Origin of the sequence: Chondromyces apiculatus DSM 436, from assembly GCF_000601485.1 — a bacterium.
Classification (GTDB): domain Bacteria; phylum Myxococcota_A; class Polyangia; order Polyangiales; family Polyangiaceae; genus Chondromyces; species Chondromyces apiculatus.
This window is the reverse complement of sequence record NZ_ASRX01000069.1, coordinates 1-21,891: the sequence shown is the minus strand read 5'-3', so window position 1 is coordinate 21,891 and position 21,891 is coordinate 1. Positions and strand designations below refer to the sequence as shown.

25 protein-coding genes are annotated in these 21,891 nt (G+C 69.5%); 10 read left to right on the top strand and 15 right to left on the bottom strand.

The annotated features are described in order from the left end of the window. Window positions 1–627 precede the first annotated feature (627 nt). Genes CAP_RS33835 through CAP_RS33815 form a run of 5 tightly spaced genes read right to left on the bottom strand, consistent with a single transcriptional unit; the run spans window position 628 to window position 3,578 of the window. Window positions 628–1,152 (bottom strand): hypothetical protein, encoded by a 525-nt coding sequence (locus tag CAP_RS33835; RefSeq protein WP_044248460.1) that lies wholly within the window; start codon window positions 1,150–1,152, stop codon window positions 628–630. Further along, window positions 1,149–1,586 (bottom strand): hypothetical protein, encoded by a 438-nt coding sequence (locus CAP_RS33830; protein ID WP_044248458.1) that lies wholly within the window; start codon window positions 1,584–1,586, stop codon window positions 1,149–1,151. The genes CAP_RS33835 and CAP_RS33830 overlap by 4 nt, the downstream gene beginning before the upstream one ends. Continuing rightward, window positions 1,583–2,431 (bottom strand): hypothetical protein, encoded by an 849-nt coding sequence (locus CAP_RS33825; protein WP_044248456.1) that lies wholly within the window; start codon window positions 2,429–2,431, stop codon window positions 1,583–1,585. Before CAP_RS33825 ends, CAP_RS33830 begins: the two co-directional genes overlap by 4 nt. Continuing rightward, window positions 2,428–2,880, bottom strand: coding sequence for a hypothetical protein (locus tag CAP_RS33820; protein WP_156041379.1), 453 nt, complete (start codon window positions 2,878–2,880; stop codon window positions 2,428–2,430). Before CAP_RS33820 ends, CAP_RS33825 begins: the two co-directional genes overlap by 4 nt. A 2-nt stretch (window positions 2,881–2,882) precedes the next feature. Further along, a complete protein-coding gene (locus tag CAP_RS33815) occupies window positions 2,883–3,578 on the bottom strand; it encodes a hypothetical protein (RefSeq protein WP_044248453.1) in 696 nt (231 codons plus the stop codon). Window positions 3,579–3,604: 26 nt separating this feature from the next. Here CAP_RS33815 and CAP_RS52825 point away from each other — a divergent pair, with 26 nt between their 5' ends. Beyond that, window positions 3,605–3,802, top strand: a complete 198-nt coding sequence (locus CAP_RS52825; protein WP_044248451.1) for a hypothetical protein — start codon at window positions 3,605–3,607, stop codon at window positions 3,800–3,802. Between the two features lie 251 nt (window positions 3,803–4,053). On the opposite strand, the gene dnaB is transcribed toward CAP_RS52825, so the two are convergent. Beyond that, window positions 4,054–5,436, bottom strand: a complete 1,383-nt coding sequence (dnaB, locus tag CAP_RS33805; protein ID WP_044248449.1) for a replicative DNA helicase — start codon at window positions 5,434–5,436, stop codon at window positions 4,054–4,056. A gap of 62 nt (window positions 5,437–5,498) precedes the next feature. Beyond that, on the bottom strand, window positions 5,499–5,975 hold the full coding sequence (locus CAP_RS33800) for a hypothetical protein (protein WP_156041378.1): 477 nt from the start codon (window positions 5,973–5,975) through the stop codon (window positions 5,499–5,501). Window positions 5,976–6,001: 26 nt separating this feature from the next. Here CAP_RS33800 and CAP_RS33795 point away from each other — a divergent pair, with 26 nt between their 5' ends. Beyond that, on the top strand, window positions 6,002–7,105 hold the full coding sequence (locus CAP_RS33795) for a PD-(D/E)XK nuclease domain-containing protein (RefSeq protein ID WP_052376491.1): 1,104 nt from the start codon (window positions 6,002–6,004) through the stop codon (window positions 7,103–7,105). A 57-nt stretch (window positions 7,106–7,162) separates the two neighbouring features. Here the strand turns inward: CAP_RS33795 and CAP_RS51305 are convergent, their stop codons facing one another. The 8 genes from CAP_RS51305 to CAP_RS55305 all read right to left on the bottom strand — a co-directional run bounded on the left by CAP_RS51305 (window position 7,163) and on the right by CAP_RS55305 (window position 14,338). After that, entirely contained in the window at window positions 7,163–7,345 is a 183-nt protein-coding gene (locus CAP_RS51305) for a hypothetical protein (protein ID WP_156041377.1), read from the bottom strand. A 100-nt stretch (window positions 7,346–7,445) separates the two neighbouring features. Then, the gene (locus CAP_RS51300; RefSeq protein ID WP_156041376.1) at window positions 7,446–7,940 is read right to left on the bottom strand and encodes a hypothetical protein; all 495 of its coding nucleotides are present in this window, start codon (window positions 7,938–7,940) and stop codon (window positions 7,446–7,448) included. Window positions 7,941–8,347: 407 nt separating this feature from the next. After that, window positions 8,348–8,767 carry a Na+/H+ antiporter subunit G gene (locus tag CAP_RS33790; RefSeq protein WP_044248445.1) on the bottom strand — a complete coding sequence of 140 codons (420 nt, stop codon included), beginning with the start codon at window positions 8,765–8,767 and terminating at the stop codon, window positions 8,348–8,350. Window positions 8,768–8,771: 4 nt separating this feature from the next. Beyond that, entirely contained in the window at window positions 8,772–9,041 is a 270-nt protein-coding gene (locus CAP_RS33785; RefSeq protein WP_044248442.1) for a K+/H+ antiporter subunit F, read from the bottom strand. Further along, window positions 9,038–9,526: a Na+/H+ antiporter subunit E gene (locus tag CAP_RS33780; RefSeq protein WP_197041473.1), complete on the bottom strand. Its 489-nt coding sequence runs from the start codon at window positions 9,524–9,526 to the stop codon at window positions 9,038–9,040. Before CAP_RS33780 ends, CAP_RS33785 begins: the two co-directional genes overlap by 4 nt. 8 nt (window positions 9,527–9,534) lie before the next feature. Next, window positions 9,535–11,052 carry a monovalent cation/H+ antiporter subunit D gene (locus CAP_RS33775; RefSeq protein WP_044248440.1) on the bottom strand — a complete coding sequence of 506 codons (1,518 nt, stop codon included), beginning with the start codon at window positions 11,050–11,052 and terminating at the stop codon, window positions 9,535–9,537. Then, window positions 11,049–11,399 carry a Na+/H+ antiporter subunit C gene (locus CAP_RS33770; RefSeq protein WP_044248438.1) on the bottom strand — a complete coding sequence of 117 codons (351 nt, stop codon included), beginning with the start codon at window positions 11,397–11,399 and terminating at the stop codon, window positions 11,049–11,051. The genes CAP_RS33775 and CAP_RS33770 overlap by 4 nt, the downstream gene beginning before the upstream one ends. After that, window positions 11,396–14,338: a monovalent cation/H+ antiporter subunit A gene (locus CAP_RS55305; protein WP_197041472.1), complete on the bottom strand. Its 2,943-nt coding sequence runs from the start codon at window positions 14,336–14,338 to the stop codon at window positions 11,396–11,398. Before CAP_RS55305 ends, CAP_RS33770 begins: the two co-directional genes overlap by 4 nt. Before the next feature lie 173 nt (window positions 14,339–14,511). Here CAP_RS55305 and CAP_RS33760 point away from each other — a divergent pair, with 173 nt between their 5' ends. From CAP_RS33760 to CAP_RS33735, 8 genes are all read left to right on the top strand, one after another. After that, window positions 14,512–15,762 (top strand): acyl-CoA dehydrogenase family protein, encoded by a 1,251-nt coding sequence (locus CAP_RS33760; RefSeq protein WP_044248433.1) that lies wholly within the window; start codon window positions 14,512–14,514, stop codon window positions 15,760–15,762. 48 nt (window positions 15,763–15,810) lie between these two features. After that, window positions 15,811–16,563 carry an SDR family oxidoreductase gene (locus CAP_RS33755; RefSeq protein ID WP_044248430.1) on the top strand — a complete coding sequence of 251 codons (753 nt, stop codon included), beginning with the start codon at window positions 15,811–15,813 and terminating at the stop codon, window positions 16,561–16,563. A gap of 101 nt (window positions 16,564–16,664) precedes the next feature. After that, complete coding sequence (locus CAP_RS33750) at window positions 16,665–17,267, top strand: nitroreductase family protein (protein WP_044248427.1); 603 nt, start codon at window positions 16,665–16,667, stop codon at window positions 17,265–17,267. 208 nt (window positions 17,268–17,475) lie between these two features. Beyond that, window positions 17,476–18,660: an RCC1 domain-containing protein gene (locus tag CAP_RS54340; RefSeq protein WP_081865542.1), complete on the top strand. Its 1,185-nt coding sequence runs from the start codon at window positions 17,476–17,478 to the stop codon at window positions 18,658–18,660. Further along, window positions 18,545–19,819, top strand: a complete 1,275-nt coding sequence (locus CAP_RS46135) for a putative metal-binding motif-containing protein (protein ID WP_231511847.1) — start codon at window positions 18,545–18,547, stop codon at window positions 19,817–19,819. The genes CAP_RS54340 and CAP_RS46135 overlap by 116 nt, the downstream gene beginning before the upstream one ends. Before the next feature lie 124 nt (window positions 19,820–19,943). Further along, on the top strand, window positions 19,944–20,792 hold the full coding sequence (locus CAP_RS33740; RefSeq protein WP_044248425.1) for a helix-turn-helix transcriptional regulator: 849 nt from the start codon (window positions 19,944–19,946) through the stop codon (window positions 20,790–20,792). Between the two features lie 184 nt (window positions 20,793–20,976). Further along, window positions 20,977–21,108, top strand: coding sequence for a hypothetical protein (locus CAP_RS55300; RefSeq protein ID WP_269324875.1), 132 nt, complete (start codon window positions 20,977–20,979; stop codon window positions 21,106–21,108). Window positions 21,109–21,234: 126 nt separating this feature from the next. Then, the gene (locus tag CAP_RS33735; protein WP_197041470.1) at window positions 21,235–21,702 is read left to right on the top strand and encodes an RCC1 domain-containing protein; all 468 of its coding nucleotides are present in this window, start codon (window positions 21,235–21,237) and stop codon (window positions 21,700–21,702) included. Window positions 21,703–21,891 lie beyond the last annotated feature (189 nt).

Sequence of the window (21,891 nt, the reverse complement as noted above, 5' to 3'; positions counted from 1 at the left end):
GGCCCTGGTGAGGAAGCCCTTTTGCTCTGAGTCAGGCGTTGTCGCTGCGTGCGCCGTACCTCAAAATGCGCTGCATTCGGACGCGTCGCACCCTTTCGCTGCGCCTCGCTACCAGGCGCTACGCGCGCCATTGGTGCATTCGTAACATCGGGTCTTCACCTCGCTGACGTCGGCATTTCGCTCACTGCTCCGGTCAAGCCGCCGTCCTGCTCCGCGACAGGCGCCGGAGCTCTGAATCCCACCTCGACCTCTCGGGGCCCCGCAGGCCCCCAACGCGCTCCCGAACGACCCTCAGCGTCGGCTGCGCCCTCGGGTCGTCACGCTCGACCAGGAGGCGGACCTGCTCCGCCGCCAGGTCGTGCTGACGCAGGTCCATGAGCTGCAGCACCAGCTCGAGCGGCTCTGGAACGGAGGGTCGGTCGCCGCTCACCCTCGCGTGGTCCGCACACCGCCAGACCCGCCGCGGACCCGGTTCCCAGTCGAACTCCCACCCTGCCTGGTAGGCGTCTTCGGCGCCACGCCACCGCCGCACGCGGCCGCAGTCGCGACACTGCACGACCTGCAGCCGCGCCTCGGCTGAGTGGAACAGCGCCGCGTAAGCGACCGCCGTGCTCCTGCGGCGCCCCCTCACGACGCCCCCCGCCGCATGGCGATGCCGTTGTAGTAGATGCCGCGTCCGCCGAAGCCGGCAGGATCGAAGACGTACCGCACGAGGTCCGCCGCAGGGACGCTCGCTGGGTGGTCGTGATGCAGGAGCACGACGACGTTGGCCTCGCTCAGGGCGAGCGCGACTTTGTCGAACCGAGCCTTCGACCAGCCGGGCAACTGCCCCCGAAAATCGCGGACCGACAGCAGCGCCCCCGGGGGCTCGCTTGCAGCGAACGACCGCAGCGCCTGGAGAAAGGCGGTTTCGTCCGCGGTTCGCGGCGCAGGCGGCTGCGGCTTCGTCACAGCCTTCCCAGCGACGCGCTTCCTCGCCGAGGCCGCGGGCGCTTGCTGCTCTGCCCGCACCTGGTCGCGCAGCTCGCGCCGAAGCTCGTCTGCCCTCGCTAGGGACGCTTTGACGCCCGCCAACTCGGCGGTGATCGACGCGAACGCGGCCTTGTCTCCCCGCCGCAACGCGGCGAGCGCCTCTTTCTTCGATGCCTTCACGCCCCCCCCTTTGACGCCTGGGCTGTGCTCCACCCAAAGGCCCGGTCGAGCTGCTCAGCGGTCCAGGCCTCCCACTGGCGCACGGGTGTCGGTCGCAAGAACCACAGGTCTCCCCCTCTCTCGAGACCAAGGTCGACGAGCAGATGCTGGGGCAGCGTCGTGCGGCCGTCGGAGTCGACGTGGCCCACTGCTCCCTCGCGGAGCTCGCGGTCGAGCTGGCGACGAACCCGCTCTTGAGAAGGTGCAAGCCACCCCGTCAGCTCGTCTCGGAGGGCGACCACGTTGGCCCGGGACAGGACCCAGCCGACCCCCCAATCGTCGCCCAGGTACAGCGCCCCACCGCTCGTGCGGTCCTCCCTGGAGATAAGCTCGTCCCCGTCAGTCACCCGCAGGTCGCTCACACCCTCGCGGACGTCGCTGAGGATGGCGTTCACGACTCGCTCTCCGCCGCCGCTATTGCCGCCCTCTGCTCGGCAATCTGCTTCTCCACGAGCGACGACCGCCACGCCGACTCGGCCTCCGCGGCGAGCACGTGCGGCGGGATGCATCGCCTCACCAGCTCCGCGCATTCATGGCTTGCCCGCGTGGTGACCTGCTCCGTCTCCTGCTCGTTGGGCGCCTCAGCCCCGTCCATGAGCGCGAGGCGAATCGCCAGCACCACGACGGCCCGGTTCACCGCCACGGCCCCAGAGGTCACGGCGAGCCGCCTGGCGCGCACGGCATCACCGAAGCCGCCGACCAAGGGGCCCGGCACGCTCACCTGTGTCACCAGCGGCCCGAGCCATAGCTCCGCCGCTCTCACCGCGTCGGCGATGACCCTCGAGCCTTCCTGCTTGAGCGCCTCTCGGTGGACCTGGCCTGGGCCGTCCTCGCATACAGCGCGCGCGATGAGCAGCTCGTCCTCCACGGCCGTCGCCTTCAGCGTCAGGCGGTGCAACCAGGCCCACCCGTCGCCATCGCGCCAGTCCTGCGCCGCGTGGAGTGCCTCCTCGGAGCGCAGACCAAGATGCTCTGTCACCATCTCGACGACCGCGAGCACGGTGCTGGCAACGACGCTCTGGTGGACGAAACCAGGTTCACGCCGTTGCAGCGCTCGCGCGGCGAGAAGCCCCGCGACGCCGACCAGGAATTCCGCGTCCATCGTGGCGATGAACCTGTCGACGACCAAGGCCGCTTCGTGCCAGTCGGCCATCTTTGACGAGCACAGACCGTCGCATCCGAGCTCGCTTTCCAGGTCGCTCAGAAGCTGCCGCAGATCACCCGACTTCATGTAACTCACGTGGACCTCCGGTAGTTCCGCTTCAGGTTCTCGAGCCCCGCGTCGCCAACGGCGCCGGCCAGCGCCAGCTCGTGTTCGAGGCTCGCAACGTCGAGGCGCGCCTGCGCCAGCCGACGCCGCAGCACCAGCGTGCGCGTCGCGTCGCTCCCGCCTGGCAGGGTCAACGTCAAGACAGCGCGCCCGTCGCGCTCCCGCATGGACGTTTCGCAGTCGAATAGCTCCGCGAGCGATTCGACGACGTCCATCGCCTCCTCCAAGCGCTGCGGGAAGCGGTGCCGGCACACCAGCTCGACGAGGAGGGTTCGCGCCACACCCTCGCCAGGGGCGCCGTTCTCGGCCGCCTCCTCCACGTCGCTGGCCTCGCTGGCAGCCCGTTCGTCCTCTCGGGCGAGCTCGCGCGCCGTCGCTGGCGTGTGCGCTCGTTCAAGCTCCTCGAGGGGGTTGAGCAAGGTCATAGCCGTCCCCCCCCCGTCGCCGCCTCAAGGGTGGGTGACAGGCTCTCGAGAGCGGCGTGCAACACGCCCGCGGGAATGACGCTGCGGAAGGTGTCGGCTGCACGGCGCCGAGCCTCGATCCTCTCCCCAATGGTTCGCGGCACGGGCCACGCCGGCGAGATGAAATCAACCGCGACGAGCGCTCTGGAGCCCTTCGCGACCGCGCGCCGCAAGACCCACGGGCTCTGGAGGACTGGGGAGCTCCAGCAGAAGGCCGACGTGATGGCGTCCTCGGTGGTCTCCAAGGCCACTTGAGCGCGTCGTGAGGTGGCGTCCAGCTTCGCGGCGCCGGCACGTGAGACAATCATCGCGAGGTCGCTGTGCAGGTCCTCAGCGCGCCATTCGAGGGCGCTCACCAGGAACCCCGTGGCGGCGGGTTCGTCCACGTCCTCGAGGAGGGCTTGCACGACCCGCAGAACCGCCTGGCCCAACACCACCGGCTTCTCGAAGCAGGCTTGCCCGCGGGACACCCCAGCGTTCATGAGAAGCGCGGCCGTCCGCCAAAGCACACCCACGTCTGGCGTCGAGGCAAGCAGCGCCTCGACGTCCTCAGCCGGCTGCCACCACACCGGCATGCCGGCGATGCAGACTCGTTCGCCAGCCGCGTCTCGGTCGCACGCGCGGAGCAACTTCGCAGCTCGGTCAACGTTCATGCCGCCCTCCTGCGCTCGCCGCACACATGCCGCCCTCGAGGAGCGCGGAGCTGCTCCCAGGCTCGGCGACGGAAGCGCTGGCGCCCGCCGTCGGCGTCCGCTTCGCCCGAAGGCCACAGGTCGCCTTGAACCGCAACGCGCGAGAGAACTCGGCGCTGGCGCACGAGTTTGACCCGCTCGAGAGCGAAGCCCCCGACGAAGCCCTCGAGCAAGACCACGGGTGAGCCATCCCCCAAGAGCCACGCCCCACTGCGCGTCCGGGTGTGCACAACGTCGCCGGTGTCTCGCGCCACGATCACCTCGTGGCCCGCCGGTGGAGGCGACTTCAGCAACCTGGCCAAGGCTTTGAGCCGTGCGCTCTGTCGGCAGGAGGTGGCGTGGCGACCCGTGAGCGGAGCCCCGCAGCACGGCCAGTTCTTCACGGCAAGCGCGGGGCACCGACGCTTCGCGGGCCCGCAGATCGTGCAGGCCGGGCTCACGTTTCCTCCTGGCAGTCGAAGAAGCGAGTGCAGGACGCCGCGAACCGCAGAAGAAGCCTGCCGGTGGGACCGTTGCGCTGCTTGGCTACGATGAGCTCAGCGATGCCCTGCGCCGTGGTCGTCTCCGCGTTGTAGTACTCGTCGCGGTAGATGAAGACGACCGTGTCGGCGTCCTGCTCGATGGCTCCCGACTCCCGCAGGTCCGAGAGGAGGGGGCGCTTGTCCGCTCGCGACTCGACTGCACGACTGAGCTGGGACAGGGCGATGACAGGAACTCCGAGCTCCTTCGCCAGCCGCTTCAGACCGCGAGAGATCTCGCTGATCTCCTGCTCTCGGTTGGCCGCGCCAGCACGGGCAACCATGAGCTGCAGGTAGTCGACGACCACGAGAGCGAGGCGCCGGCCTGGGTCCTCCGCGGTGGGAGGCCGGTTGTACTCGGCTTGGATACGTCGGACCTTGGCGCGGAGCTCCAGAAGACCGAGCGAGGGGTCGTCATCGATCCAGAGCGGCAACGCCGAGAGGTACGTGGCGGCCTCTGTGAGGCGCCGCCAGTCGGGGGGCTGGAGCAATCCTTGCCTCGCCCTCGCCACGTCAACCCGGCCCTCTGAGCAGACCATCCGTTGCGCGAGCTGATCCCCCGGCATCTCGAGCGAGAACACGGCGACCCCTTGCGCCGGTCGCTTGGACCCCTCTTCGGGCGAGGCGACATTCACCGCCAGGTTGAGGACGAAGGACGTCTTCCCCATGCCGGGGCGGGCCGCCACCACCGTGAGTTCGCCGTCGTGCTGCCCGGCGGTGAGGGCGTCGAACTTCCGAAAGCCAGTGGCAACGCCCGTGATGACGTCTCCGCGCTCGGCCGCGGCGACGATCTTGTCGAACGCCGTTTGAAGCGCCGTTGCCACGGTCTGCGTGGAGGACCGCTTCGCTGCGCGGGCCAGCTCATAGAGCGACTGTTCCGCGCCGTCGACGAACGCCTTCACATCGCCGACGTCCCCGTAGCCCTCGGCGGCGACCCGCTGGCAGGTCGCGATCACCTGCCGCAGGCGCCACTTCTCGCGCACGACGTTGGCGTGCGCGGCGACGTGGGTGACCGCTGGGGTCGCATCGGCGAGCATCGCGAGGTAGCCGGCGCCGCCGATCTGCTGCAGACGCTCACGGTCCCGGAGCCACGAGGACACGGTGACCACGTCGATGGGCGTTCCCGCCTGCGCAAGCTCCTGGGCGGCTTCGTAGATGCGGCCGTTCGCGTCCGAGTAGAAGTGCTCCGGCTTGAGGATCTCCAAGACCCGATCGAGCGCCGCGCCGTCCAGGAGGATCGCGGACAAAACCGCGGCCTCGGCCTGCAGGTCGTGCGGCGGCACCCGCCCCGCGACCGACACGGGCTCGAGCCTTCCGAAGCGGCGGGGTTGTTGGCCATGGACCAGCACACGAGCGGCGGCGATCAAGCTGCCCTCCCGGTCGTGGCGAGACGAAGAGCCGCGGCCGCCTCGCGACCGTTCGCCGCGCTCCGAGCAGCGTCGAAGTCGACGTCAGAGCGCGAGCGGCGCTGCGGCGGTGACATCGTGTCGGCGAGCGGCGCGGCAGGCCTGCCCAGCGCCACAGCCACGCTGCGCGTAACCAGGTCTAGATCGCGCAGCAGCTCGTAGAGCGGGTGGCAGTGACGGTGCAGGTAGTGGTTGCTGCCGGGGTGCTGCCCCACCCAGAACCGGAACGCTGCGACGGCGACGCGGTGGAACGCTTCAGCGAAGCTCTCGCCCTCTCGTCGCGCCGGCTCCGCCAATCCCGCGAAGCGCTCGACCACTTGGCGGCGCTCGCTCTCCGAGAGCGCGCGGCTCTGCCCAAGGCCGATCGACTCCGGGATCTTGTGCGTCTCGGCGCGCTGGCGCGCCCACGCACGGAAGACGACCGGCCAGAGCACGCCCACATCGGGGGAACCTTGCGACGGTGACGCACCAGAACGGCTCGCGCCAGACACCTCGCACCCAGCCCCGAGAAGGCATCTTCTCCGGCCTCAACAACGTGCGCGTCTACAGCGTCGTCGACCCGGAGTTCGCCACCGCCTTCGGCTTCACCGAGCCCGAGGTCGCCCACCTCTGCGCCGCCCTCGGTCGCCCCGACCTCCTCGACGACCTCCGCCGCGCCTACGACGGCTACCGCTTCGGTGGCCACGCCATCTACAACCCCTGGTCCGTCCTGAGCTTCGCCGAGCGCCCCGAGCAGGGCTTCAAGCCGTACTGGGTGCAGACCAGCACCGACGACATCCTCCGCGAGCTGGTCCTGGAGCGCGGCTACCCCGTCCTCGACGAGCTAGGCCAGCTCCTCCGCGGCGAATCCCTCACCCGCGAGGTGAACGAGCACATCTCCCTCCGCGACCTCGGCACGAGCCCACAGGCCCTGTGGAGCGTGCTCCTGCTCTCCGGCTACGTGACCGCGCGCCGCTCCTGGCTGGAGGAAGGCCGCCTCTTCGCGGAGCTGGCGATCCCCAACCAGGAGCTACGCTACGTCTTCGAGCAGAGCATCGCCTCCTGGCTCTCCGGCACCCCCGCCGGCGAGGGCCGCCTCGATCGGATGCTCTCCGCCATGCTCACAGGCGACACCGAGACCTTCGCCGCCCTCCTGTCCCAGCTTGCACTGCGCGTCCTCTCGCACCACGACACCGGCACGCGCGAGCCCGAGACGGTCTACCAGGCCTTCCTGGTGGGCATGCTGGTGCGGCTCCTCCCCTCGCACGAGGTCACCTCGAACCGGGAATCCGGCCTGGGTTGCTACGACCTGCTCGTGGCGCCCCGCGCTGCGGACCAGCCAGGCGTCGTGCTGGAGCTGAAGGTCGCCACCGGTACGAGCGAGGAGGCGGTGCGCCGGGCCCTCGGCGAAGCGCTCGCGCAGGTCACCGAGAAGCGCTACGTCGAGGCGCTCCACGAGCGAGGCGCAAAGCCTGCGCTGGCATACGCGGTCGCCTGTCACGGCAAGCAGGTGTGGGTGCAGAAGGAAGGCGAGCCCGCGGTGCACGGTGCGGGGCGCTGGAGGGACGACGAAGAGGCCGGATAGCGGCATGGGAGTGACCTGGTCGTCAGCATCAGCGTCCCGCGCGCAGCCTCAACGCTCCTAGCGTTGCTCGACACGCTGGAGCGCAGCACGAACTTCTGGGTGCTCGCGGAGTGCCAGTGAGCGTTTGTAAAGTTCTATGCTGCGCGCCTTCACTCCTTCACGCTCCTCGATCTGGCCGAGATTGTAGAGAAGCGAGGACATCGGCGCAGGCGACTCAGCAGGCAGATTGATGCCCATCATGCATTCGTTTCGTGCCCACCGGAGGTTTCCGGCCTGGAGATTCCGCCAGCACCTATCGGACCACTCCCAACCCTGACGAGTATCCACAAGCCCGATGTCTTCAAGATGGAAGATCCGTGGTTGGTGCAGGGCGTGGTTGAGTTGCAGCAGCTCCGATCACCCGATTGCTCGAGTCCTGCTGAAACTGAAGCACATCCCCATGCATCCACCCCGACACCGAAGCGTCTGCTTCAAGCGCTATCTCGTACCAGCGGTCTGGAGTGTTCTTCCCGGGAGTCTCCTGCCACTGTCGTGCGACGATGCGTGTACCGGGTGGGAGTTGCTGCAGAACCTGCGTCCCGAAACCTGGCTGCTTGCGAAGCGGCGCCGAGGAATTGCCGGCGACTGGAACGACAAGGCCAGGGGTCGTCGCAATTTTGGATTTCAGGTTGGAATTGCCTGGAGTGCGCGCATCCTGCGTATCCGACTGACTCGGAGACACCTCCGCGCGGGAATCACTGCCCTTGTTTGCCATCACCAGCATGACGACGGTAACTGCCAACGCCACGATCACCGTCGCGCCGACACCAATGAGCCCAACTTCATAACGCGTCACCCGAGTTCCTCCTCTGACAATAATTCGAGAGCCATGCAGAACTTCCCATCGCAAGGCGACACTGCATGCATCTGCGCCGCTGCGCCGTCTCTGCAGTGAGGCACGAGGCTGCTGGAACCAGCACACAGCGCCGTGCGGCGCATGGGCCGGATGCTACACGCCCGCATCTGGCTGCCTTGTGCCTCGACGGCCGTCGGACCAGGTACCTGCCAGTTTTCCCCCCATGGATCTATCTCATGTTACGGGCGAGCGCTGGCTCTCTGTCGAGTTCAAGCAGTACGTGCCATCGCGAGTGCGACAGACCATTGCACTTTTCGAAGCCACCCTAAGAACGGGCCTGCTCGAAAGACCTCGCCGTGAACCACGTGCAGGAAACGCGCAAAGCTGCCATCTCTGCGACTGCCCCCTCACCGCGAGCTTGGCGGCCCGAACTGCGCCTTCTTCTCCGGCGCCTGGAACGTCGCCCAGTCCGCCTCCCTCCCCGTCGGCGGAATCACCTCCTGCACCCCATCGGCCGGGTTCGGATCGAGGCGTCGCCCCTGACAGTGCAGGTGGGTCTTGGCGATCATGTGCGCCGACACCGGTGCCGTCAGGAACAGGAACAGCGTGATCAGCAGCTCGTGCGCGGAGTAGCGGCCCCCGAACACGGGAAAGTAGATCGCCGACGCCAGCAGGCACCCCCCCACCCCCAGCGTCGTGGCCTTCGACGGACCGTGCAGCCGGGTCATCAGCGAAGGAAACCGCGCCAGCGCCCACGAACCGACCAGCGCGGCGCTCGCCCCCACCACGATCAGCACGGACACCACGATCTCGGCGAACGTCTTCATCGGCTCACTCCACGATGTCGCTGCGCAGCAGGAACTTGCAGTACGCCACGGTGCTCACGAACCCGACCATGGCCAGCAAGAGCGCCGCCTCGAAATACAGGTCGCTCGTCTCGCGGATCCCGAACAGGATGATCAGCGTGATCGCGTTCACGGTGAGCGTGTCGAACGCCAGGATCCGGTCCACGGTCGTCGGGCCCCGCACCAGGCGGAACACGTTGCAGGCCATCGCCAGGCCCAGGCACAGGAAGCCGAAGGTGAGGGCGTGCGCGATCATGCGAAGATCCTCCGGAGCGGCGCCTCGTAGCGGGCCTTGATGCGCGCGACCTCCGCCTCCGGATCCGCGACATCGATCGCGTGCACGAGCAGCGCCCGCCCATCGGCGGACAGGTCGCTCGCCACCGTCCCGGGGGCCAGGCAGAGCGTCGCGGTGAGCATCGCGATGGCGTCGGCGCCCTCCAGGTCGAGCGGCACCACCAGCCAGTGCGACCGCAGATCGCGGCTCCGGCGGAACATCACCAGCCACGCCATCTCGAAGTTGGCGATCACGATGTCCCACACCACCACGGCGAGGAACGCCACCAGCCGCAGCCCGATCCGAATCCGGGTGCGCTCGGGCCAGAACCGCCGGGTCAGCACCGGCACGGTGACGCCCACGAGCAGCGCGAAGACCACCCCGCCCGGCGTGATCTCGTTGCGCAGGAAGAGCCAGATCACTGCCAGCATCACCGCCAGCGCCGGGTGCGGAAAGAGCCACCTCACCAGCCTCCTCATCGCGCCCCCAGCACCGCGCCCAGGTAGGCCTTGGTGTCGAAGAGCTGGGCGCTAGCGGCCCCGAGGTACGCCGTGACCGGTCCCGCCATCACCGTCAGCCCCCCGAGGCCCACGAGCAGCGCTGCCGTAATCCCCAGCGTCAGCTCGGGGTGCACCGGCACCTTGCAGTGGCTCGCGTGAGGCCCCTCGGCGCTCTCCCAGAAGAGCGTGCTCCCCGCACGGGCGAAGCCCACCAGCGAGACCACCGTGGTCCCCAGGATGAACCCCCAGATCCAGGCCCCATGGGCGCTCGGGCGCACCGCATCCAGGATGAACAGCTTGCCGAGGAATCCCGAGAGCGGAGGCAGGCCCACCACCGCGATGGCCGCAAGGAAGTACAGCACCGAGAGCACCTCCACCTGCGGGAAGCGCGGACCGGGCGTGAGCGCGTCCCCGTGGTCACCGCGGCGCCGACCGACGAGATCCGCGGTGAGGAACAGCGCGGCGCCCGCCAGGGTCGCGTGCAGCGTGTAGTAGAGCGCCGCTGTGATCGCCTCCGGCTGGAAGACCGAGACTGCCGCGAGCAGCGTCCCCATCGAGCCGACCACCCCGAACGCGGCGAGATCGCGCAGACTCCGGGCCGAGAGCACGCCCACGAAGCCCAGCACCAGCGTCACCAGCGCGGCGGGGAGCAGCCACGCCGCGGGGGCCCACGCCGCCTCCCCCGCGCTGGCCCCGAAGACGAGCGTGGTCACCCGGACGATCGCGTACGCGCCCACCTTGGTCATGATCACGAACAGCGCCGCGACTGGGGCCGACGTGCCCGCGTAGGTGCGCGGCAGCCAGAGGTGCAGCGGAAAGAGCGCCGCCTTGAGCGCGAACACGGTGATGAGCAGCAGCCCCCCCGCGTGAATCAGGGCCTCGTCGCCGGCCGGAGCGGCGGCCACCTTCATCGCCATGTCCGCCATGTTGAGCGTCCCGGTCACCCCGTAGAGAATGCCCACCGCCACCAGGAAGAGCGTCGACCCCGCCAGGTTCACCACCACGTACTGCACCCCCGCCTTGAGCCGCGCCGGCCCTTGCCCGTGGAGCATCAGCCCGTACGAGGCGATGAGGAGCATCTCGAAGAACACGAACAGGTTGAACAGGTCGCCCGTGAGAAAGGCGCCGTTCAGCCCCACGATCTGGAGGTGGAACAGCGAGTGGAAGTGCCAGCCCTTGCGGTCAAGATCGGAGGCGGCGGCGTAGAGCGAGACCGCGAGCCCCAGCACCGCAGCGAGGAGCACCATCACCGCCGAGAGCCGGTCGAGGACCAGGACGATGCCGAACGGCGCCGGCCAGTTCCCCAGCGCGTACGTCTCGATCGCGCCCGTCGACGCCCGGGCCACGAGCGTCGCCCCGAGCGCCACCCAGGCCGCGCTGGCCCCGAGCGAGACGTAGCGCGCCAGCCTGAGGCGACGCCCCCGCAAAAAGAGCAGGATCACCGTGGCGGTGAGCGCTGGCAGCACGATGGGTGCGATGAGCCAGTGGGTCATGGCGCCCGCTTCTTCGGGTCGGCCTCGCCGTCCACGTGGTCGGTGCCCGCCTCCAGGTACGTGCGCAGGGACAGCACCAGGAGGAGCGCCGTCATGGCAAAGGAGATGACGATCGCCGTCAGCACCAGCGACTGGGGCACGGGGTCGGTGTACCCGGGCGCCCCCGCATCGAAGAAGGGAGGCCGACCCAGCTCCAGTCCCCCCATGGAGAACAGGAACAGGTTGATCGCGTAGGACAGAAACGCCAGCCCCAGCACCACATCGAAGGTGCGCGGCCGCAGCAGCAGGTAAATGCCCGCCGAGGTGAGGACGCCGATGCCCGACGCCACCAGGAATTCGAGGCTCACGGCGCCCCCCCGTGTTCCCCGCGCTCCCGCTTCTCCGCCCACTGCTTCGCGCGCTTGCTGGCGCTGGCGAGCTGCGCGAGCGCCAGCATCACCGCGCCCACGACCGCCAGCGTCACGCCCGCGTCGAACACCATCGCCGTCGACAGCGCGATCTCGCCGACGAACGGCAACCTCGGGTGCCAGAACGCGCTGGTCAGGAACGGCCTCCCGAAGACCAGCGCCCCCAGGCCGGTGAGCGCCGCGACGAGCACCCCCCAGCCGATGAGCGCGTGGTGATCGGGCCGCACCCGCCGGTCTGCCCAGTCGAAGCCCGAGGCCAGGTACTGCATCAGCACGGCGATCGCCACCACCAGCCCGGCCACGAACCCGCCCCCCGGGTGATCGTGCCCGCGCAGGAACATGAACAGCGCCGTCACGATCGCGAACGGCAGCAGGAGCCGCGTCACCGCGATCAGGATCAGCGGATAGCGCTCGGGCGACAGGGGACGCCCGGGCTTCCACTGCGCGAGCCTCCTCCCTGCCTCACCGCGGTTCGCCGTCTCCAGCAGCGCGAAGATCGCGAGGGCGGCAGTCCCGAGCACCACGATCTCCCCGAACGTATCGAACCCCCGGAAGTCCACCAGGATCACGTTGACCACGTTGGTGCCCCCCCCCTCGGGCTTGGCGTGGGTCCAGTAGTAGTCCGCGAGCGTCTTCCGCTCCCGGGTCATCACCGCCCACGCCGCGGACCCCATCCCCACCCCCCCGAGCAGCGCCAGCACCGCATCGCGCACCCGCCGCCTCCGGGTCGTCTCGGGCGGCGACTGCTGGGGCAGCAGGTTCAGCGCCAGCAGGAGCAGCAGGATGGTCACCACGTCCACCGAGACCTGGGTGAGCGCGAGATCCGGCGCCGAGAGGAAGATGAAGGCGAGCGCCATGATCATGCTCACCACCCCCATGAACAGCAGCGGCAAGTACCGGCGCCGGTGCATCACCACCGCCGCCCCCGTGGCCGTGACGAGCAGCACCCACGCCAGCACCGTGAGCATCTCCACCGGCATGGGAGGCCGCTCCCCGGCCGTGTGCTTCGCCCCTCCGAAGCCCACGAACCCCACCATCACCGCCGTGCCCACCAGCAAGGCGAGCCCCCGCTGGAGCGACCCATCGTGGATTGCCAGGGTCAGCTTGCGGCTCCCCTTCACCGCCGCTCCCAGGCCCGCCTCGAACCACCCTGCGGGGTCCGGCACCCCCAGGCGCCGCCACACCTTCTCGGCACCCCCGTGCACCGCGAGCACCCCCGCCCCCCCCACGAGCGCCACCACGCTCATGCCCAGCGCCGGCGTGAACCCGTGCCACAGCGCCAGCGTGAAGCCCGGAGGCGCCCCTCCGATCACGGCTGCCGACGCCGCGCGCACCAGCGGCCCCGCCAGCGTCTCCGGAAACAGCCCGACGACGAGCGCCAGCGCCCCGAGCAGCACCGAAGGCGCCCCCATCCCCAACGGAGGATCGTGAGGCGCCGCAGCCCCGCCGCCCCTCCCTGCCTCCGGGCCCCTCGAAGCCTCGGGCGGTGCGCAGGAATCATGGTGTGCACCGGCCCCCTGCCCGGACGCCAGCGCTTCCCCCCGCCGGGCCCCGAAGTAGACCCGCACCACGTACCGGAGCGCATACGCCACCGAGAGCGTGGCCCCGACCGTGACCACCACCGGCACCAGCCACGCCTGCCCCAGCAGCCGCGTGTGCGCCGCCTCCTCCAGCATCATCTCCTTCGACAGAAAACCGTTCAGCGGCGGCACCCCCGCCATCGCCGCGCTCGCCACCACCGCCACCGTCGCCGCCACGGGCATGAGCGACCCGAGCCCCCCCAGGCCCTTCACGTCCCGCGTCCCCGCCTCGTGGTCCACGATCCCCGCGTTCATGAACAGCGCCGCCTTGAAGAGCGCGTGGTTGACCAGGTGGAACACCCCCACCACCGCCCCCATCCGCGTCCCCAGCCCGAACAGCATCGTCAGCAGCCCGAGCTGGCTGATGGTCGACCGCGCCAGCAGCCCCTTGAGGTCATCCTCGAACAGCGCCGAGACTGCCCCGACCAGCATCGTCACCAGCCCCGTGGTGGTCACGATCAGGAACCACGCCTCGGTCCCCGCCAGCACCGGCCACAGCCGCGCCAGCAGGAAAATCCCTGCCTTCACCATGGTCGCCGAGTGCAGGTACGCGCTCACCGGCGTCGGCGCTGCCATCGCCTGCGGCAGCCAGAAGTGGAACGGGAACTGCGCCGACTTGGTGAAGCACCCCCCGAGGATCAGCAGCAACGCCGGCAGGTAGAGCGGCGACCCCTGGATCGCCTCCCGCCGCTGCAGCAGCACCGGCAGCTCGTACGTCCCCGCGCTGTGCCCCAGCAAGAGCAGCCCCGCGAGCAGCGACAGCCCCCCCGCCCCGGTCACCGTCAGCGCCATCCGCGCCCCCCGCCGCGCCTCGGGCAAGTGACGCCAGTACCCGATGAGCAGGAACGACGACAGGCTGGTCAGCTCCCAGAACACCAGCAGGAGCAGCACGTTGCTCGACAGCGCCACCCCCAGCATCGCCCCCTGGAACAGGAGCAGGAACGCATAGAACCTGCCCGGCGGATCCGCCGCTGCCAGGTAGTACCGCGCATAGACCACGACGAGCAGCCCCACGCCCAGGATCAGCCCCGCCAGCGTCAGCCCCAGCGCATCGACGAAGAAGCTCGCTTGTAGCCCCAGCGCGGGCACCCACCCCACGCTCGCCTGCACCACCTCCCCCGCGACCACGCCCGGCGCCAGCGCCCCCAGGAGCCCCAGCGCCACCGCCGTGGCCACCCCTGCCGTCACCGCGCACGCATCCCGCCCCCCGCGGCTCACGAGAGCCGTGGCCACGGCTCCCAGAAACGGCAGCAGCACGAGCAAGACGAGGATCACACGCTCTCCGGCCGGGCCGGTCACCCCGGCGCACCTTCAGGTCGAATGCGTTCCCATCGGACGCGCCCTGAACCATCCGCGTGAGGGTCACGCGACGCTGAACAGAAGCGAGGCTGGAGAGCGCCGACGAAGCCAGAACATAGTTCACTTGCGGCGCCAGACCAGGACGATCCCATCATTCGCCCGAGGAGCCCCCCATGACCGCACCCACCGAGACCCGACCCGACACATCGCAACCCACCCCCCTCACCCACGCAGAAGCCGTCGCGCGCGCCCGCAACCTCGCGGCCGACGTCCGCTCCCGCGCCGCCGAGGCCGAGATCCTGCGGCACCTGCCCGACGAAACATTCCGCGCCTTCGTCGACGCAAGCCTCGTGCGTCTCCTGACCCCCCGGGCCTTCGGCGGCCACGAGATGCCCTTCGCCGCCTTCCTCGACGCGACCCTCGAGATCGCCAGAGCCGACGCCTCCGCCGGCTGGTGCTTCTCCTTCACCAACATCCACTCCTGGCTCCTCGCCAAGTTCCCCCGCGAAGCCCAGAAGGACGTCTGGGCCCACAACCCCGACGCCGGCCTGGCCAACGTCAACATACCCGCCGGCCAGGCCCTCCGCGTCGAAGACGGCTACCGCCTCACCGGCGACTGGCCCTGGGCGAGCGGCATCCACCACTGCGACTGGGCCATCCTCGCCGCCCTCGTCCCGCCCGCCCCCAGCACGGACAGCGGCGCAGGCACCGCCGCAGGTCCCGGCGCAGGCACCGTACCGGACGTCATGCTCTTCCTCGTCCCCCGCGCGCACTGGGAGCTCCGCGACACCTGGCGCGTCGTCGGCCAGCGCGGCACCGGCAGCCACAACGTCGTCGTGAAGGACGCCTTCATCCCCCAGCACCGCGCAGCCCGCCTCCTGGATCTGCGCGACGGTCGGGTGCCTGGCGTGAACGTGCATGCCACTCCGCTGTACGCCCTTCCGATGATCAGCGGGCTCGCCGCGTCGCTCGTCGCCCCCATCCTGGGCGCCGCCCAGGGCGCTTACGACCGCTGGTGCGCCGTGGCCCGAGATCGCGTCACCACCTTCACCCAGGAGCGCATCGCCTCCCTCTCCCACCAGCAGATCCGCCTCGCCGAAGTCTCCGCCGAGATCGACGCCGCCGACCTCCTCCTCCGCCGCGCCGTCACCCTCCTCGACAGCGGCGTCCCCCTCACCCTCCACCAGCGCGCGCGCCTCCGCCGCGACTACGCCTACTGCGCGACCCTCTGCCTGCGCGCCGTCGAGCGCATGTTCAACGCCAGCGGCGGCGCCTCCAACTACGAGACGAGCCCCCTCCAGCGCGACTGGCGCGACATCCACGCCATGGCCGCCCACGCCGGCATCAACTTCGACGCCGCCGGCGAGAACTTCGGCCGCTTCGAGCTGGGCCTCCCCCCCAACCCCCGCGACCCCCTGATCTGACCCCCGAACGCCGCCCCGATCCTCCTCGTGGAGCCGTACATTCCGAGCATGCACGACAAGCAAGTCGCCCTGGTCACCGGGGCAAACAAGGGAATCGGCCTCCGGATCGCCAGGGATCTCGCCGCACGCGGCTTCACCGTGCTCGTCGGCTCCCGCGACCTCGCCCGTGGCGAGGCGGCGGCGAAAACCATCACCGGCGACGCCCGCGCGCTCGCGCTCGACGTCACGGACGCCACCTCGATCGCGGCCGCCGCGGAGCGCATCCGCAACGAGTTCGGCCGTCTCGACGTGCTCGTCAACAACGCGGCCATCGGGCATGCGGGCAAGCCAGGCCGGTCGCTCGACGAGATCTTGAAGGCCGCGCTGCCGAGCGTCGCCTCGCTCGACGAGGTCCGCGCGGTGTTCGAGACCAACGTGTTCGGCGTCCTCGCCGTCACGCAGGCCATGCTCCCGCTCCTCCGCGAAGCGCCGGCGGGGCGCATCGTCAACGTCTCGAGCTCTGGCGGCTCCCTCACCCGGACCTCGGACCCGGCGAACCCGTACCGCGCCATGTTCGGCGTCACCTACTCCCCCTCGAAGACGGCGCTCAACGCGATCACGGTCGCCTTCTCCCGCGAACTCGAGTCGACCCCCATCAAGGTCAACGCCGCATGCCCAGGCTTCACTGCCACGGACATCAACAACTTCGAGGGCACGCGCACCGTCGAAGAGGGCGCGCGGGAGGCGGTGCGGCTCGCGCTCCTCGGGCCGGATGGCCCGACGGGCACCTTCTCGGACGACGCCGGCATCATCCCCTGGTGAACACGGGCGGGTCAGCATCACTCCGCGAGGGACGACACATCGCGTCCTCCGGGACTCGACATCGCGTGGTACGGACCGCCGCCTGTTGCTACAGAAGCGTGATGGAGAACCCTGCCGTCACCGACCACCCCATCCACGAGCTGCTCGCGCAGCGCTTCAGCCCCCGCGCCTTCGGCCCCGAGCCTGTCTCCCTCGACGACCTCCACGCCCTCCTCGAAGCCGCCCGCTGGGCCGCCTCCTGCGCCAACGAGCAGCCCTGGGTCTACATCGTGGCCCGCCGCGAAGACGAAGCCGCCTTCGCGCGCCTCCTGAGCTGCCTCGTCGACAAGAACCAGACCTGGGCCAGGCACGCCGCGGTGCTGATGTTCTCCGTCGCCCTCACCACCTTCAAGAGCGGCAAGCCCAACCACCACGCCTGGCACGACGTCGGCCAGGCCTCCGCGCAGCTCACCGCCGAGGCCACCGCCCGCGGCCTGCGCGTCCACCAGATGGCCGGCTTCGACGCCGCCCGGACCCGCGAGCAGCTCGCCATCCCCGAGGGCCACGACCCCGTCGCCGCCATCGCCCTCGGCCACCCCGGCGACCCCGAGGCCCTCCCCGAGGACCTGCGCGACCGCGAGATCGCCCCGAGGCACCGCAAACCCTTCTCGGAGGTGGCCTTCGGCGGCACGTGGGATGCGCCGCTCGAACGCGCCGAGAAGTAACGGGGGGTCGCCACCGCACCGCTCCGGTCGGAGCGCCGTGAACTCCGGAGCCTGTCCTGGTCGGTTCCGGCGCACGCGGACGCCAGTGGCACGCCCCCGCAGGTGCACCCACGCAAAAAGCACAAACCGTACGACGTGGTAGCGTCTCCTCGAACGTCCAAGGCCGCGCAGGCGTCTTCGCGAACACTGCGCGACAGGAGGGGGCGCGATGAAACGCATGCTGGTTTCGAGGATGCTGGCGTGGAGCGGGCTCGGCGTGATCGCCCTCGTGCCTCTCGGCGCGGGGTGCTCGGGGTACATCGATCCTTCGGAGGAGGAGACCGACGAGCCTGGATCGCAGGCGTTGGAGAGATCGGAAGCAGCGGAAGCCCAGGCGGGACCACCTGCAAGACCGACCGATGAGGCTCCAGGTGAGAAGGGCACGTTTGGAGAAGGGACGCACGAACACACCCGCTCCCGGGTGGCATTAGCCCAGGTCTCCGCAGCGGTGCCGAACCGCGAAGACGTGGCCGCGGGCGCCTACCACACCCTCTTTCTCCGCAAGGATGGAACGGTCTGGGCCTGGGGCCAGAACACGAAGGGCCAGCTCGGCAAAGGCACCACCTCCCCGACGTCGACGACTCCCTCACAGCTCACGGGCTTGCCCCCCATCAAGGCCATCGCCGCTGGCGGCAGCCATTCGCTGGCGCTCGATGACGACGGCCACCTCTGGACGTGGGGCGACAATGCCAACGGACAGCTCGGCATGGGGAGCATGGGCGCAACGCCGGTGACATCCCCCGTGTTCGTCGTGCTCCCCGGCAACCCGACCCTGGTCGCCGTGGCCGCAGGATTCATGCATTCGATGGCGCTGGACACGGCAGGAGGCGTCTGGGTCTGGGGCAACAACAGCAACGGCCAGCTCGGCATCGGAGCGAGCCCGACGAACCTCACGACGCCCACCACCGTGAGCATCTCCGGGGGAGCGAAGTCGATCGCGTCAGGGTGGTACCACTCGTTCGCCGTCGGCAACGGCGGTGCGGCCTGGGTCTGGGGCAAGAACAACGCAGGCCAGATCGGCAACGGAACCTCCGGCGCCACGAACCGCACGACGCCGTTCCAGGTCCCGATCACGGGAACGGTGACCATGCTGGCCGGCGGGCAGAATCACTCCCTCGCATTGCTGTCGGACGGGAAGGTCATGGGCGACGACACCGCTCGCAGTCTCCGGGCTGAGCGGCGTGCTGGGGCTCGCGGGTGGCGGCTACCACGCCGTGGCGCTCTCCTCGGAGTGCCCCGTGTGGACCTGGGGCCAGAACAGCAGCGGCCAGCTCGGGCTCGGTGCCACCACACCCGCCACTTCCTTGTCACCGCAGCTCGCCGGAGTGCTGCGCACGTTCTACTACGACAGTGATGTCGACGGATTCGGCGATGTCGCGAACTTCACCGACGACTGCACGATGCCCGAGGGGTACGTCGAGGATGCCGACGATTGCAACGACTTCAACGAATCCGTTCATCCGGCCGCAGAGGAGACCTGCAACGGTCTCGACGACAACTGCAACGACGAGACCGACGAGAGCACCGTCGACAGCGGCGGCGCCTGCGACACGGGCCAGCAGGGCATCTGCGCCCTCGGAGCAGGCGTGTGCCAGGAGGGGATCCTGGTCTGCGTGCGGAGCCACCAGCCCTCACCGGAGAGCTGCGACGGCCTGGACAACGACTGCGACGGCGTGGTCGACGAGGACAACCCCGGCGGAACGGTGTCGTGCGCACTGACCGGCGAGGTCGGCGCGTGCGCGGAGGGGGTGACGTACTGCACCCATGGCGAGATCGAGTGCGCGCCGCTTTACCTGCCCGGGCCCGAGACATGTGACGGCATGGACAACGACTGCAACGGCGTGGTCGACGAAGGTGTGAAAAGCACCTTCTACCGCGACGCTGACGGCGACAGCTACGGCAACCCTGCCTTGCCGGCGCAGGCGTGCTCCGCTCCTGCCGGTTACGTAGCGAATGCCAATGACTGCAATGACTCCAACGCCGGCATCAAACCAGGCGCCACCGAGATCTGCGATGGTGTCGACAACAACTGCGCGAACGGCACGAATGACGAGGTGAGGAACACCTACTACCGAGATGCCGACGGAGATGGCTACGGCGTCGCCAGCCCGACGACACATGCGTGCAGCAAGCCCGCCGGTTATGCGCAGCAGGCCGGAGACTGCAACGACAACAACTCTTCCGTCTACCCGAACCGCGCCGAGGTCTGCGGTGATGGGACGGACAACAACTGCAATGGTCAGAACAACGAAGGATGCCAAGCACCGGTCTGCACCTCTGGAACGAAACGCGGGTGCTGCAAGCCATGCGCGGCCGCGCCGTCCTCCTCGTTGACGGCATCTCCTCCAGATAGCTGCGACCCGCTGACCCACTCCTGCCCTGACAGGGACGGCGAGACGGCCGATATTCTCCCTCCAATATACTGTGACGAGCCGGGCACCTGCTCAGATTGGGAGTGGTGCGTGGCGGGGCAATGGAACTGGTGCGGGGGTGGGACTACCGGAGTGCACTAACACGGTGACCTTCCGACGAACTAAACCTCGCCCCGCGCGACGGTCCACCGCGACCCTGGATGGGTGACACCCCGCACGCCAGACCCCCACCGCCTCACTCCCCGATCGCGTAACGTGGTGCGCCGTGACGGCCACGCCCTCCTCCCCACGGCGCGACGACCTCGCGCACTTCCTCCGCACCCGGCGCGCCCGCGTCCAGCCGGCGGACGTCGGCCTCCCTCCTGGCGCCCGCCGCCGCACCCCGGGCCTTCGCCGCGAAGAAGTCGCCCACCTCGCCGAGGTCGGCGTGAGCTGGTACACCTGGCTCGAACAGGGCCGCGACATCCAGGTCTCCGAACCCTTGCTCGAGCGCCTCGCGCGCGCCCTCCGCCTCAATGCCACCGAGCGCGCCCACCTCTTCGAGCTGGCCCAGGGCCGCCCCGCCGCGCGCCCCCTCTGCTCTCCGGCCGCCGTCAGCGACGCCCTCCAGCGCGTCCTCGACGCCCACCCCTACCCCGCCCTCGTCTCCTCGCGCCGCTGGGACATCCTCGCCTGGAACGACGCCGCCACCGTCCTCTATGGCGACCTCTCCCGCGCCCCCCCGGCGCACCGCAACGGCCTCTGGTCCATGTTCATGAACCCTGACCGCCGCACCCTCCTGCGCGACTGGGAGACCGCCGCCCGCAAGACCGTGGCCGGCTTCCGCCTCGACGCCGCCCGCGCCGCCGATCGCACCGAGTTCGACGCCCTCGCCACCGACCTCTCACGAGTCAGCCCCGAGTTCGCGCGCTTCTGGGGCGAGCACGAGGTCATCGAGGCCTCCGAGGGCCTGAAGGAACTCATCCTCCCGGGCGTGGGCCTCATCATCTTCGACCACCTCACCCTCGCCCACGTCGATCCCGACGGCCGCGCCCTCCGCCTCACCTTCTACACCCCGCACCCTGGCGAGAGCGCAGCGCGCGCCCGGGAGCTCTTCCTCACCACGAGCCGCTGAACGTCCTCCGAGCGTCCTCCGAGCGTCCTCCGAGCGTCCTCCGAGCGTCCTCCAGAACGCCCTCCCAGAGCCCCGTGGCTACGCGCGCACAAACCCCATAAATCGTACGACACGACAGCGCCTCAACTAACCTTCAATGTCGCGCATGTGTCTCTACGAACACTGCGCGGCAGGAGATGGCGCGATGAGACGCGTACTGGTTTCGGGGATGCTGGCGTGGAGCGGGCTCGGGGTGACCGCCCTTGTGCCTCTCGGCGCGGGGTGCTCGGGGTACATCGATCCTTCGGAGGAGGACACCGACAACCCGGGGGCGTAGGAGATCGAAAGCTCGGAAGCAGAGGAGGCCCAGGCGGGACCCTCTGCAGAACCGACCGACGAGGATCCAGGTGAGGAGGGCACGTTCGCCGAAGCGGGATACGAAAACACACGTTCGTCAGTGGCGTTGCCCCAGGTCTCTGCGGGTGTGCCGAACCGCGAGGACGTGGCCGCTGGCGCCTACCACACCCTCTTTCTCCGCAAGGATGGAACGGTCTGGGCGTGGGGCCAGAACACGAAGGGCCAGCTCGGCAAAGGCACCGTATCCACGACGTCCACGATCCCTTTGCAGATCACGGGCTTGCCCCCCATCAAGGCCATCGCCGCGGGTGGCAGCCATTCGCTGGCGCTCGATGGCGACGGCCACCTCTGGGTGTGGGGCGACAACGCCAACGGGCAGCTCGGCATGGGAAGCATGGGCGCAACGCCGGTGACCTCCCCTGTATCCGTCGATCTCCCTGGCAACCCGACCCTGGTCACCGTGGCCGCAGGATTCATGCATTCCATGGCGCTGGACACGGCAGGAGCGGAATTGGTGCCTGGGAGGGCAGTGGGGCGGGTGCGGTTACTACCTCACGACGCAGTGACCCCGTGAGTTCCTGACGGAACGCATCAGACACCGCCCCGCGCAACAGGGCCTCCCCCGGCGCGCGCGTCCAGCCGGCGGACGTCGGCCTACCTGCCGGCGCCCGCCACTGCCCCCCGCGCCTGCGCCGCGCAGCGCAACGGCCTGTCGAGGTTCACGCCCCCCTCCCCCGCCCCTCTCCCGCCCCTCCGTCCCCCG